This is a genomic window from Afifella sp. H1R, assembly GCF_021462425.1.
In the GTDB taxonomy this organism is placed as follows: Bacteria; Pseudomonadota; Alphaproteobacteria; order Rhizobiales; family Afifellaceae; genus Afifella; species Afifella aestuarii.
The window spans coordinates 1,373,022-1,386,446 of sequence record NZ_JAKEDY010000001.1; the positions used below are offsets into that span (position 1 = coordinate 1,373,022).

11 protein-coding genes are annotated in these 13,425 nt (G+C 64.3%); 6 read left to right on the forward strand and 5 right to left on the reverse strand.

Translation table 11 applies throughout. From position 1 onward, the window contains the following. Positions 1-138: 138 nt before the first annotated feature. Positions 139-771, forward strand: a complete 633-nt coding sequence (locus tag L0F51_RS06580; RefSeq protein ID WP_234628436.1) for a PRC-barrel domain-containing protein — start codon at positions 139-141, stop codon at positions 769-771. 120 nt (positions 772-891) lie between these two features. On the opposite strand, the gene L0F51_RS06585 is transcribed toward L0F51_RS06580, so the two are convergent. Together L0F51_RS06585 and L0F51_RS06590 are read right to left on the reverse strand one after the other, a co-directional pair. After that, on the reverse strand, positions 892-1,551 hold the full coding sequence (locus L0F51_RS06585) for a cupin domain-containing protein (RefSeq protein ID WP_234628437.1): 660 nt from the start codon (positions 1,549-1,551) through the stop codon (positions 892-894). A gap of 58 nt (positions 1,552-1,609) precedes the next feature. Next, entirely contained in the window at positions 1,610-2,083 is a 474-nt protein-coding gene (locus L0F51_RS06590; RefSeq protein WP_234628438.1) for a GFA family protein, read from the reverse strand. 259 nt (positions 2,084-2,342) lie between these two features. Here L0F51_RS06590 and L0F51_RS06595 point away from each other — a divergent pair, with 259 nt between their 5' ends. The 3 genes from L0F51_RS06595 (at position 2,343) to L0F51_RS06605 (ending at position 7,603) form a co-directional block, all read left to right on the forward strand. Then, complete coding sequence (locus L0F51_RS06595; protein ID WP_234628439.1) at positions 2,343-4,751, forward strand: ATP-dependent helicase; 2,409 nt, start codon at positions 2,343-2,345, stop codon at positions 4,749-4,751. A gap of 126 nt (positions 4,752-4,877) precedes the next feature. After that, positions 4,878-6,743: a sodium:proton antiporter gene (locus tag L0F51_RS06600; protein ID WP_234628440.1), complete on the forward strand. Its 1,866-nt coding sequence runs from the start codon at positions 4,878-4,880 to the stop codon at positions 6,741-6,743. Next, positions 6,740-7,603, forward strand: a complete 864-nt coding sequence (locus L0F51_RS06605) for a 50S ribosomal protein L11 methyltransferase (RefSeq protein ID WP_234628441.1) — start codon at positions 6,740-6,742, stop codon at positions 7,601-7,603. Before L0F51_RS06600 ends, L0F51_RS06605 begins: the two co-directional genes overlap by 4 nt. Before the next feature lie 31 nt (positions 7,604-7,634). Here the strand turns inward: L0F51_RS06605 and L0F51_RS06610 are convergent, their stop codons facing one another. After that, positions 7,635-7,850 carry a hypothetical protein gene (locus L0F51_RS06610; RefSeq protein WP_234628442.1) on the reverse strand — a complete coding sequence of 72 codons (216 nt, stop codon included), beginning with the start codon at positions 7,848-7,850 and terminating at the stop codon, positions 7,635-7,637. 144 nt (positions 7,851-7,994) lie between these two features. On the opposite strand from L0F51_RS06610, the gene L0F51_RS06615 reads away from it, so the two are divergent. Then, the gene (locus L0F51_RS06615; protein ID WP_234628443.1) at positions 7,995-9,842 is read left to right on the forward strand and encodes an aminopeptidase P family protein; all 1,848 of its coding nucleotides are present in this window, start codon (positions 7,995-7,997) and stop codon (positions 9,840-9,842) included. Here the strand turns inward: L0F51_RS06615 and L0F51_RS06620 are convergent. After that, the gene (locus L0F51_RS06620; protein ID WP_234628444.1) at positions 9,839-10,765 is read right to left on the reverse strand and encodes a LysR substrate-binding domain-containing protein; all 927 of its coding nucleotides are present in this window, start codon (positions 10,763-10,765) and stop codon (positions 9,839-9,841) included. The genes L0F51_RS06615 and L0F51_RS06620 overlap by 4 nt on opposite strands. Before the next feature lie 135 nt (positions 10,766-10,900). Here L0F51_RS06620 and L0F51_RS06625 point away from each other — a divergent pair, with 135 nt between their 5' ends. After that, positions 10,901-11,158 carry a DUF1127 domain-containing protein gene (locus L0F51_RS06625; RefSeq protein ID WP_234628445.1) on the forward strand — a complete coding sequence of 86 codons (258 nt, stop codon included), beginning with the start codon at positions 10,901-10,903 and terminating at the stop codon, positions 11,156-11,158. 92 nt (positions 11,159-11,250) lie between these two features. Here the strand turns inward: L0F51_RS06625 and ligA are convergent, their stop codons facing one another. Next, entirely contained in the window at positions 11,251-13,425 is a 2,175-nt protein-coding gene (ligA, locus tag L0F51_RS06630) for an NAD-dependent DNA ligase LigA (RefSeq protein WP_234628446.1), read from the reverse strand.

The following is a 13,425-nucleotide window of genomic DNA, read 5'->3' on the forward strand; positions in this document are numbered from 1 at the left end:
TCCGTCCGAAGCGATCACATTTTGCGAGCCTTTCGCAACGTTATTTGAACGAACCCTTCAGCCGCCAGGGCATTGCCCTCCCACTACACACACGGGGCGAGCCGCCACCCAGGCGAACCCCCAACAGGGAGAGTGAGAATGTTGAAGAAGCTTTTGGCAACGACGGCCATCTCGGCAATGATGGCGACCGGCGCGATGGCGCAGTCGAATGACACCGACACCACCAACCAGCCGATGGCGGAACAGCCGGCAAGCCAGGACAAGGCGCCTGCCGGCGAGATGGAAGCGCAGCCGAACGACAGCATGAGCGCCCCGGCCGGCGAGACCGCTGAAGCTCCTGCGAAGCCGATGGACTCGTCCGTCTTCCTCACCGAGCAGAGCGAAGACCAGATCCAGGCGAGCAGCTATATCGGCCAGACCGTCTACAATCAGAGCGACGAGGCGGTGGGCGACATCAACGACCTCCTCTTCACGAAGGACGGCGGAGTTGACGGCGCGATCATCGGCGTCGGCGGCTTCCTCGGCATCGGTGAGAAAGATGTCGCCGTCAAGTTCAGTGAAATCGACGTGCAGACCGATGAAGATGGCGACCTGCACCTCGTGATCGACGGCTCGAAGGAGGCGCTTGAAGCCGCTCCGGACTTCGTCGACCTCGACGACCAGAAGGCGCAGGCTGATGCCGCGGCCCAGCAGTCGCAGACTGAGAGCGGCGGCATGGGCACCAGCACCGGCGGTGCCCCGGCGACCGGCGAACCGGCTCAGTCGAACTAAGCTAAAACCCTCTTAGGGTTTGAAAGATGCCGTCCGCACTCTGCGGGCGGCATTTTTTTGGGAGCGCGGTGTTTTTGCGGAGCGTTGCGCCCGCCGAACGGCTGACGCTCAAGCTTCGTTCTATTTCTCGCTGGTCGCGCCGGACTTGTCGGTGTCGCGCGTCTCTTCATGGATGTCAGAGGCATCGCGCGCCTCTTCGCCTTCGGCGGGCTCTTCATGCTCCGCAGAGGCGTCGGCGCCCACCTCCGCTGTACCGGCTTTCCAATACTGAAAGAGCGGACCTTCCCGCCCATAGATCGGATCGGTGTCGGGAAGCGGCACGCTTGCGGCCTTCTTCCTGGCGTCCTCGAAATCGATCTCTTCGGGCTTGGTAATGTCGCCCTCCTGCCCCGGCGGATAAGCGCCGACGACCGAAAAATCCTCTGTTGCCGACAGCTTTTTGTGGCCGACGCCGGCGGGAATGACGACCACGTCGCCCGCATTGAGATCGGTTTCGATACCGTCATCGCCGCCAAGCCCGACGCGGGCCGAGCCGCACACACACGCGAGCACTTCATGCCCCTTGGTGTGGAAATGCCAGAACGGATAGATCGACCAGACCCACACGCCCTGCCACATATTTCGCTTCAGGATCGTGTCGGCCGCCCCGGCCATACGGACCGGCTCGTCGAGACCGCCGCGATAGACGAGCGTCGGCAGCTTGCTGTTGGGAATGCCGCTCGAAGGTTCAAAATCATAGGATTCGACTGCGACGCTGAGATCGAGATCGTGCGTTGCCATGCGATGTCTCCGCTCTTGGGTTTCTCAACCCCAATGCAGAGGAAGGCGGATCAGTTCGCTAGGCTGTCTTGAGAAGCGCATCTCGGCGCGCCAGGCTGGCGGTCGGCCACACCTCCTCGAGATCGTAATATTCCTCAAAAGCCGGGACACCCGCCGGCAATTCGAGCCACGGGAGCTTCGAGCGCATGTAGATGTGCACGTCCGGCACGAGCACATGCGGATTATCGAGCGTTCCGACCCGCAGGAAGCTCAAGATTCCGCGGCGTCCGTAATCGCTCCAGAGCGCAATCTGGCAGTTCGGGCAGCGATAGACGTCATGAGGAAGCCCACTCGCCGTCGGCAGCGTCACGACGACCGGCTCTGCCTTGAAAAGCTCGATCCGGTCGCGCTCGATGAGCGCGTTGAGGACGAAAGCGCTGCCCGTCTCCCGCTGGCAATCGCTGCAATGACAGCAATGCACGAACATCGGTCGCGATGTCAGCCGGTAACGCACCTCCTTGCAGGAGCATCCTCCTTCAAGTTCCACAGGCATGTCTTTCCCCCCAAGCCCTCAACCTCGCAGGAGGTGGGCCGACGAAGAAGCTCGGAAGTTTCGTCGGCTCCATCCTCACGGTTCGATCATGAGCAAGAGCTGAGGCAAGCAACACGCATTTTTTTGCACAGCCCCCTTGCGACTTGGTCGGCAGACGCAGAGAACGAGACAAGAACAGCAGTACAATCCCGCAGCCAGGCCATCGCCTCGCAAGACAGGGATCGTTGCCCTATCTTGGGCTTAAGCGAATCGAAACCTGATGACCCATTCAAACGCCGACCGACACGACGATCCCTTGTTCGACCCGCAGACGCCCGCGCCGCGGCCGGGCGGGATCGCGGCCCGCGCCCAGGCGGCGCAGGTCTCCGCTCCCGCGCGCTACCTGCAAGGCCTCAATCCCGAGCAGCGCGATGCGGTGGAGACGACGGAAGGCGCGCTTCTTGTGCTCGCCGGCGCCGGCACAGGCAAGACCCGGGTTCTGACGACGCGCATCGCGCACATCCTCGCCTCACGCCGCGCCTTTCCCTCGCAAATCCTCGCGGTCACCTTTACCAACAAGGCCGCGCGCGAGATGAAGGTGCGGATCGGCGCCTTGATCGGCGGCGAACAGACGGAAGGCATGCCGTGGCTCGGCACCTTTCACTCGATCGGCGTCAAGATCCTGCGCCGCCATGGCGAACTCGTCGGCCTGCGCTCCGATTTTACCATCCTCGATACCGACGATCAGATCCGGCTGATGAAGCAGGTGATCCAGGCCGCCGGTCTCGACGACAAGCGCTGGCCCGCGCGCCAGCTCGCCAACCTCATCGATGGCTGGAAGAACCGCGGCTTGTCGCCTGACAAGATTCCGGATTCCGACGCTTACGCTTTTGGCAACGGGCGCGGGCGCGAGCTCTACACCGCCTATCAGGAGCGTCTGAAGACGCTGAATGCGGTCGATTTCGGCGATCTTCTGACAGAATGCGTGCGGCTCTTCCGCGAGCATCCCGATGTGCTCGAAAGCTTCCAGCAGCGCTTTCGCTACATTCTCGTCGACGAGTATCAGGATACCAACGTCGCACAATATCTCTGGCTGCGCCTCCTCGCCCAGCGTCCGGAAGGCGAGCGCGCCAATATCTGCTGCGTGGGTGACGACGATCAGTCGATCTATGGCTGGCGCGGCGCCGAAGTCGCCAACATCCTGCGCTTCGATCACGATTTTCCCGGCGCCAAGGTGATCCGCCTGGAGCGCAATTACCGTTCGACGGGCCATATCCTCGCCGCCGCGTCATGCCTCATCGCCCAGAACGAGAGCCGTCTCGGCAAGACGCTGTTTCCAGCAACCGACGAGATGGGCGCGCCGGTCATGGTCGCCTCCGGCTGGGATTCCTCCGAAGAGGCCCGCTCGATCGGCGAAGACATCGAAAGGAAACAACGCCAGGGCATCTCCCTCAATGAGATCGCCATCCTGGTGCGGGCGTCCTTCCAGATGCGCGAATTCGAAGACCGCTTCGTCACGCTCGGCCTGCCCTATCGTGTCATCGGCGGCCCGCGCTTCTTCGAGCGCATGGAAATCCGCGATGCGCTCGCCTATCTGCGCGTCACGCAAAATCCGGCCGACGGGCTCGCCTTCGAGCGCATCGTCAACACGCCGAAGCGCGGCCTCGGCGCGGCCACCATACAGCTCATCCATTCTCATGCACGCAGCCGCGACATCCCGCTTCTCGCGGCGGCCGGAGAGCTGGCGGCAACCGAAGAGATCAAGCCGCGCCAGCGCCAGGCGCTCGGCGATCTCGTTCGAAATTTCGCGCGCTGGTCGGAGATGCTGGAGCACACGCCGCATCCGGAACTCGCCGAAATCATCCTGGAGGAATCCGGCTACATCGAAATGTGGCAGCGCGACCGTTCGCCGGAAGCTCCGGGCCGGCTCGAGAACCTCAAGGAACTCGTCAACAACCTCGGTGAATACGATTCCCTCGGCGGCTTCCTGGAACATGTCTCGCTCGTCATGGACACCGAGGGCGGCGAGACGGAAGAAGCCGTCTCCATTATGACGCTGCATTCGGCCAAAGGGCTCGAATTCGACGTCGTCTATCTGCCCGGCTGGGAGGAAGGCCTCTTCCCGCACCAGCGCGCCCTCGACGAGAGCGGCAAGGCCGGCCTCGAAGAGGAACGTCGCCTCGCCTATGTCGGCCTCACGCGCGCCCGCCGCCACGCCACCATCTGGTTCGTCGGCAATCGCCGCGTGCATGGCCTGTGGCAGTCCACCCTGCCCTCGCGCTTCATCGACGATCTGCCGGAAGACCACGTCGAAGTGGCCGAGCCCGCAAGCTACGGCGGCTATGGCGGTGCCGGTCATTACGGATCGGGCGGCTATGGCGGCTCACGCTTCGAGCGGATGGAGCCGTTCGATTCCGCCTATCGGACGCCGGGATGGCAGCGCGCCAAGTCGAACCGCGATCGCGCCGATCCGAGAAACCGCACCGGCCGCGGCCCGACGACACTCGAAGGAGAGCTCGTTGCGAAGTCGGTGATCGGCGGCAAGAGCCGCTATTCGGTCGGCGAGCGCGTCTTCCACCAGAAATTCGGCTACGGCACCATCCACACGATCGACGGCAACAAGCTCACGATCGACTTCGAAAAATCCGGCCGCAAGCGCGTGGTCGACAGTTTTGTCGAGGCGACCTGAGGAGGCTGGCTCACGCTGCCCGGACACCCTCTGCGCGAGTGACTTTCGACGAAAGTTGCGCAAACGGCGCTTGAAAGCAGCCGCAGCTGCTCTTTAATCCCGCTCTTCCAGCGCAGAGCCGGGTCCATGCACGACATCATCACCGAGATTGCGCTGATCGGCGCCACCGGCATTGCCGCCCAATGGTTCTCCTGGCGTTTCAGCCTGCCGGCGATCGTCGTCCTGTCGCTCGCGGGCCTTCTGATCGGCCCGGGTCTCGGCCTCATCGATCCGGAATCGGATTTCGGCGATTTTCTGCGCCCGATCATCGCGGTCGCCGTCGCCATCATTCTTTTCGAAGGCGGCCTGACGCTGCATTTCCACGAAATCCGCGAAACCTCGATGGGGGTGCGGCGGCTCGTGCTGGTCGGCGGCCCGCTGGCGTTCCTGCTGGGCACGCTCGCCGCCCATTTCGTAGGCGATCTCAGCTGGCCGACGGCAACGGTTCTGTCCGGCCTCTTCGTGGTCACGGGTCCGACCGTCATCATGCCGCTGCTGCGCCAGGCCCGGCTTGCCCAGCGGCCGGCATCCCTTCTGCGCTGGGAAGCCATCATCAACGATCCCATCGGCGCCCTGTTTGCAGTCCTGGCCTTCGAAGTCATTCTCATCAACCATCACGAGCAGGCTTTCGCCGAATTCGCCATGTCGATTGGCGCGGCGGCCGTCGTGGCGCTGGCCGGCGCTTATCTTCTCGGCCGCGTTCTCGTCACCGTCTTCTCCCGTGGCTGGGTGCCGGAATACCTGAAAGTCCCGCTCATCCTGGCGGCCGTTCTCGTCGCCTATGCCGCAACCGACCTTCTGGTGGCCGAAGCCGGCCTCGTCGCGGTGACGGTGCTCGGCATCACGCTCGGCAATTCCCGCATTGCGAGCCTCGACGAACTGAAGCGCTTCAAGGAGACGATGACGGTCCTCCTCGTCTCGGGCGTCTTCGTGCTGCTCACGGCAACGCTCACCTGGGCGGATCTCACCGCGCTCAACTGGCGCCTCGCCGCCTTCATCGTCGTTCTGCTTCTCGTCGTCCGGCCGCTCTCCGTGCTCGTGGCGACGATCGGCAGCGGGCTCAAGCTTTCCGAGCGGCTTCTCGTCGGCTGGATCGCCCCGCGCGGTATCGTGGCGGTGGCGGTCGCGGGTTTGTTCGGAACGGAGCTTGCGGCGATCGGCATCGACGATGGCCCGCTAATGGTGCCGATCACCTTCGCCCTCGTCTTCGTCACCGTCGTCGTCCACGGCTTCACACTCCCCTGGGTGGCGCGCCACCTGGGTCTTGCAGCAGACAGGCGCTCGGGAATCCTCGTCGTCGGCGCATCGAACTTCACCAAGGCGCTGACGGCCCGTCTCAAGGAGATGAAGATCCCGACGATGGTGGCCGATCGCAACTGGTCGCGCCTGCGCCTTCTGCGGCAGACGGAGACGCCGACCTATTACGGCGAGATCCTCTCAGAGCCCGCGGAATTCTCCGTCGAGTTCAACCGCTACGACTATCTCATCGCGGCGACCGACAACGATGCCTACAACGCCCTCGTCTGCACGGACTTCGGCCCGCATTTCGGCCGCACCGACGTCTTTCAGATCGGACGTCAGCGCGACGAAGACTCCGGCAGCAAGAAGAACATGGCCGTCACCGTCGGCGGCCGGCCCCTGCTTGCGTCCGGAGCGTCCTACTGGGAGCTCGAGCGGCGCCTGTCGAGCGGCTGGACGATCCAATCGACCCCGCTTACGAAGGAATACACCTTCGAGGATTATCGCAACGAGCGCGGCGACGATCTGGAGATTCTGTTGTATGTCGCAGCCGACGGCAGCCTCTTCTTCGCCGAACAGGCGCAGGAGCGTGCCGCCTCCAATGCCGGGCGCATCCTAGCGATGGTGCCGCCCGAGACAGAAAACCAGGACCGCACGACGGAAAAATCCGTGCGTCGCAAGGTCCAGCGAGAGACAGACAAAGCCAAGACATGACGGCACGTATCAGTTTCACCGGCAGCCGGGAGGAAGCGGAGCTTCTCTCGGATCGGCTCGACGCGGCGTTTGAAGAGGAAGGCGGCGTCGTCGCCTTGAGCGAGGCCGGTCCGAACTGGCAGGTCGAACTCTATCTGGAAGGAGACGAGCTCGGCCCCCTCCAAACGAGGTTGAGCGACGCGCTCGGCGCCGACGCGACGAAGTTCGACATCGAAATCCTGCCGGAGACCGACTGGGTCGCCCAATCCCTGAAAGGGCTCGCGCCCGTCCCTGCCGGGCGTTTCATCGTTCATGGCGCCCATGATCGCGGCGCCGTTCCGGCCGGGCGGACCGGCATCGAGATCGATGCCGGCCAGGCCTTCGGCACCGGTCATCATGCAACGACGCTCGGCTGCCTGGAGACGCTGGACGAACTGGTGAAAGTCCGCCGCTTCGACCGGCCTCTCGACGTCGGCACCGGCACGGGGCTCCTGGCGATCGCGCTCGCGAAACTCTTGCGTGAACCCGTTCTCGCCTCCGACATCGATCCGATCGCCGTCGAGATCGCAGCTGAAAACGCCCATCTCAACGGCGTCGGCCATCTCGTCGAGACGATGACCGCCACAGGGCTCGGCCATCCGAGGATCGCCGCCTGCGCGCCTTACGATCTGATCGTCGCCAATATTCTGGCCGCGCCTCTGATCGCGCTCGCGCCGGCAATGGGACGCGCCAGCGAAGCCGACGGTGTCATCGTGCTCTCCGGCATTCTCAACACACAGGCCTCACGCGTTATGGCGGCCTACCGCAATCAGGGCTTTGCTCTGGAGACACATCGACGCTTCGGCGAGTGGAGCGTGCTCGTCCTGTCTCACCGCATCTGATCGAGTCCGAAGGAATGGCTCGGAACGAAAATCAGAACCGCGACGCGCGGTCGCGCGTCGCCGCAAGGTCGCTGCGGCGATAACCGAGACGTGCAAGCTCGTCATCATCGAGCTTCGACAGGCAGACGTTGACCGCGTGCTGCGCTTCGGCAAGCCGTGCCGCCATCAGACGATCCAGAATACGCCGCCACAGCGCTGGTCTGGCCCGATGTGCGAGATGACCGCTCTGGTCGAAGGTGAGAGACATGGTGCACAAGTCCCGGTTGCGCTTTCGAGAGTGAGATACGCCTCGACGCGGCAATCGAAAATGCCGTCAGCCGCATGTCAGCCCCTCGCCTGTCGCAGCTCTGCGGAGAGTGGCGCGTGACGGCGCCCGCTGGTAAGGAAAGCCATGTTTCAAACCTATGACGACAAGAGCGACGCCACCCATTCGGCTGAACGGTTGGCAGCGCTGCGCACCGCTCTCAAAGAGCAGAATCTCGCGGGCTTCATCGTTCCGCGGGCCGACGAGCACCAGAGCGAATACGTGCCGCCCTCGGCCGAGCGGCTGTCCTGGCTGACGGGCTTCACCGGATCGGCCGGCACCGCCATCGTGCTGGCCGACGAGGCGGCGCTCTTCGTCGACGGCCGCTACACCGTTCAGGCGGCCGCACAGGTCGACAAGGCGGCCTTCGAGGTCGTCTTCATCGGCGACAAGAGCCCGACCGACTGGCTCGTCGAAAAGATCAAGGAAGGCGACCGCATCGGCTTCGATCCCTGGCTCACGACGCGAAGCCAGCGCCGCTCGATGGCGGCGAAGCTCGAAAACGCCGGCGCCGAACTCGTCGCCCTCTCGGAGAATCCGATCGATCTCGCCTGGAGCGATCGTCCCGACACGCCGACGGGCGCCGTCCGTCTGCACCCCGACGAACTCGCCGGACGCAGCGCGGCTGACAAGATCGCCGAGCAGAAGGAAGCGCTTGCCAAGCGCCGGGCACAGGCGGTCGTCCTGACCGATCCCTCCTCGATCGCCTGGCTGTTCAACATTCGCGGCAGCGACGTTCCGCACACGCCGCTCGCGCTTTCCTTCGCGATCGTCCACCAGGACAAGGCGCCGGATCTCTTCATCGACGGGCGCAAGCTCTCCAATGCCGTGCGTGACGCGCTGGCAGATCTCGCCGGCCTGCACGAGCCGGGCGAATTCGCCGACGCCCTGCGCGCCCTCGGCAAGGGCACGAAGGTTCTTTACGACGCGGCGGGCTCGGCCGAAGCCGTCGCGCTGCTCGTCGAGGAAGGCGGCGCCGAGATCGTCGAAGCCTCCGACCCGATCGCGCTTCCCAAGGCCCGCAAGAACGCCGCCGAAATCGCCGGCAGTCGCGCCGCGCATATTCGCGACGGCGTCGCCGTCACCCGCTTCCTTGCCTGGCTCGACGTTCAGCCGGCCGGCAGCGTGAGCGAGATCGACGCGGCGAAGAAGCTCGAAGAGATCCGCACCGAGACGGCGGAGCTCGACGGCTCCAAGCTCGAAGACGTGTCGTTCGATTCCATCTCCTCGACCGGACCGAACGCGGCGATGAACCATTACCGCGTGACCGAAAAGAGCAACCGCACGCTTGAGGCGGGAGAGCTCTATCTCATCGATTCCGGCGCCCAGTATCGCGACGGCACGACCGACATCACTCGCACCGTGCTCGTGGGCGAAGCGTCATCCGATCGCCTGACGCTCTATCGCGACCGCTTCACGCGCGTCCTCAAGGGCCATATCGCGCTTGCCATGGCGAACTTTCCGAAGGACACCTCAGGCGCCCAGCTCGACGTCCTGGCACGCACCCCTCTGTGGCAGCCCGGTCTCGATTTCGATCACGGCACCGGCCACGGCATCGGCTCCTTCCTCGCCGTCCATGAGGGCCCGCAGCGCATCGCCAAGAGCGGCCATGTGGCGCTGGAACCGGGCATGATCGTCTCCAACGAGCCGGGCTATTATCGCCCGGGCGATTTCGGCATCCGCATCGAAAACCTGATCGTGGTGCGCGAGCCAAAAGTTCCGGTCGGCGGCGACAGGCCGATGCTCTCTTTTGAGACGATTTCGTTCGCGCCGATCGACCGCCGCCTGATCTCGCCGGCACTTCTGACGGCCGCCGAGATCGCCTGGCTCGATCTGTATCACGCGCGGGTGCGGGCAAGCCTCTCCTTCTGGCCGCACTACACCGATGCGGAACGCAAGTTCCTGGAGAATTCCTGCCGCCCGATCGTCCGCTAAGCGGCGGCCGGCGCGAACATCGCCTCAGCGGCCTTCGCGCCCTTGCAGGCCGCAACGAACCAGCGTGCCACCTGGCGCGCTGGGACGCTGAGCTCGGTATCGTCGCGCCAGGCAAGATAATAGGCGTAGCCGCTTTCATCGGCCGTGCCGAAAGGCGCCTCCACCCGGCCGTCATCAATCCAGCGATCGATCATCGGCCGGCGTCCGATGCCAAGCCCGACGCCGCCCGCCACCGCCTCGATGATTTGTTCGGTGCCGTCGAAAACCATCGCATTGTCGAGTGACGGCGGCTCGATCTGACGCGCCTGCGCCCATTCCACCCATTCTTCCTTGTGGAAGGCGTTGACGATGAGGCGGACCGATCGCAGCGCCTCCTGCGGATCGGCGTTCTTCGGCAAAAGGCCGGTCTTGCAGACCGGAAAAGTCTGCTCGTTAAAAAGATGCACCGAGGCGATGCCGGGCCAGCTCCCCTTCCCGTGCCGCAGGGCGAGATCGATCTGTTCCCGCTTCAGATCGATGATGCGGTTGGACGGCGCAAGCTGCAGCTTGATCTCCGGCAGCGCCGCCTCGAGCTCCATCAGCCGTGGGATCAGCCACATCGTGACGAGCGAGGTTGGCAGGGTGAGCGTCACGCGCCCACCGGGCCCTGCAAGCCTTTCGGTCGCCCGACGGATGGCGGCAAAGGGCGGATCGATATCCTCAAAATAGCTCGCACCGGCAGCCGTGAGCTGAACCGCATTGCCCCGCCTCTCGAACAGCCGCACCCCGAGATAATCCTCGAGCTTGCGCACCTGGTGGCTGATCGCCGATTCCGTCAGCCCGAGAGCGCTCGCGGCGTCGCGAAAGCGTCCGCACTGGGCCGCCGCATGGAAGCTTCTCAAAGCGTGCAAGGGCGGCAATGCCGTGAGCCTCGTCTCATCCATAGCGCCTCACATGAATCTCATTCAGGCTGTCATGCATTCTGCGCGTTCGAATAACCGCGCCAGTCCGACTACCTTAGCCTCAGTCGATCGGCACAGCCAGAAGGCAAGGCTGATCATTGTTCATGGAGGCAATGAATGAAATTCATCCAGCACCTTCTCCGCGCCCGCCGCAAGCGGAATGCCGCGCACGAGCTTCGGGGCCTCTCGCCCGACCTTCTCAACGATATCGGCATCAATCCGGCCGACGTCGACAAGGTGGCCGCGAAAATGCTGTCGAGCGACCAGCCGGCGCCATCGCAGCCTCACGCGCTTCTCTTCAAGACGGCGCTGTTCATGCCCATCGACTGGCCGGGTCAGGTGCCGGCGAGGCAGCCGACCTGCCGGCCAGCCTGACACGACAAGACAGGCTTTGCGGGCGGCGCAGCACCTCTCCGGACGAAAATCCGGGCCGCGCCGTCCGCTGACGCTTTTATCCGCTGGCGCTCTTACTCACCGATGAGCTTGAACCAGCCATCCTCGTCGATGACTTCGACGCCGAGATCGGCGGCCTTTTTGAGCTTCGAGCCGGCGCCCGGGCCGGCGACCACGAGATCGGTCTTGCCGGAGACGGATCCCGACACCTTGGCACCAAGGCGCTCCGCCATCGCTTTGGCCTCGTCGCGGGTCATCTTTTCGAGTGAGCCCGTAAAGACGACCGTCTTGCCGGCGACGGGCGAAGCCGAGGCGACCTTCTCCGCCTCTTCCGGCGTCACCTCGCGCAGGAGCCGCTCGATCTCATCAAGATTGTGCTCTTCGCCGAAGAACTGGGCGATAGCCTCTGCCACCACCGGCCCGATGCCGTCGATGTCGTTGAGCTCCTGCCAGGCCTGACCTTCCTGATCCGTTGCCGCGCGGGCTCCCTCCAGGAAAGCCTCGACGGTCCCGTAATGGCGCGCCAGGCGTTTGGCGTTGGTTTCGCCGACATGGCGAATGCCGAGCGCATAGATGAAGCGGTTGAGCGAAATCTGCCGCCGCTCGTCGATCGCCGCAAAGAGATTGCGCACGCTCGTCTCGCCCCACCCCTCGCGATCCTTGAGCTTCTTGAGTGAGCGCTCGTCGCGCTCGGAAAGCGTGAAGATGTCGGAGGGATGCATGATGAGACCGTCCCGCCAGAACGCCTCGACCTGTTTCGAGCCGAGTCCCTCGATGTCGAAGGCCTCGCGCGAGACGAAATGTTTGAGCCGCTCCACCGCCTGCGCCGGGCAGATGAGCCCGCCCGTACACCGGCGCACGGCATCGGTGCGCCCCGTCTTGGGATCGTGCTCGCGCACCGCGTCGGAACCGCATTCCGGACATTGGGTCGGAAACTCGAAAGGCTTAGCGTCTTGCGGTCGCCTCGAAAGGTCGACGTCGAGCACCTGCGGAATGACGTCGCCGGCCCGCTGGATGGTCACCGTATCGCCGACACGGATATCCTTGCCGTCACGGATCGTCTCGCCGTCACGACCGATCCCCTTGATGTAATCTTCGTTGTGCAGCGTCGCGTTCTGAACGACGACGCCGCCGACGGTCACCGGCTTCAGCTTCGCGACGGGCGTCAGCGCCCCGGTGCGCCCGACCTGGATCTCGATGCCCTCCAGAACCGTCGTCGCCTTCTCGGCCGGGAATTTGTGCGCGATCGCCCAACGCGGCGAGCGCGACACGAAACCGAGACGCTCTTGCAAATCGAGCCGGTTCACCTTGTAGACGACGCCGTCGATGTCGTAGCCGAGCAACGCCCGCTCCGCTTCGATATGACGGTAATGCGCGAGCGCCTCTTCGACATTGGCGCAGAGCTTCATGAACGGGTTGGTCGGCAGCCCCCAGTCGCGAAACACCTCCATCACGCCCCATTGCGTGTCCGCCGGCAGCGCCGTCACCTCGCCCCAGCTATAAGCGAAGAAGCGCAGGGGCCGGCTTGCCGTCACCCTGGCATCGAGCTGGCGCAGGGAACCTGCCGCGCCGTTCCTGGGATTGGCGAAGACGCGGTCGCCCGCCTCCTCCATGCGCTGGTTGAGGGCTTCGAAATCGGCGTGGCTCATATAAACCTCGCCGCGCACTTCCATCACCTCCGGCGCGCCCTTCGGCAGCCGTTCGGGAATATCCTCGATGGTGCGGAGATTGGCGGTGACGTCCTCGCCTTCGGTACCGTCGCCACGCGTTGCCCCGCGCACCAGAACGCCGTTTTCGTAACGCAGAGAGGCCGACAGCCCGTCGATCTTCGGCTCGGCCAGAACCTCGATCGCCTCTTCCGGCTTCATCCCGAGAAACCGCCGGATCCGCGCCGCGAAATCGTGCACGTCCTCATCGTAAAAGGCGTTGTCGAGCGACAGCATCGGCACGCTGTGGCGCACCTTGGCGAAGCGGCCGGAAGGTTTTGTGCCGACCTTCTCTGAAGGAGAATCGCTGCGCTTCAGCTCTGGAAAGCGAGCCTCGAGCGCCGCATTGCGCTGCCGGAGGGCATCATAGGCCGCATCGGAAACCGAAGGCGCATCGTCTTCGTAATAGCGCCGGTCATGCTCGGCGATCTCCGCCGCCAGCCGGGCGAGTTCCGCCTGCGCCTCGTCGAGGGTGAGCTTGTCGACAGGCTCGGCGGCAAGCGCCTCTTCGCCTTCGGACGACTTTTTGGAGCGGGGTGCCAT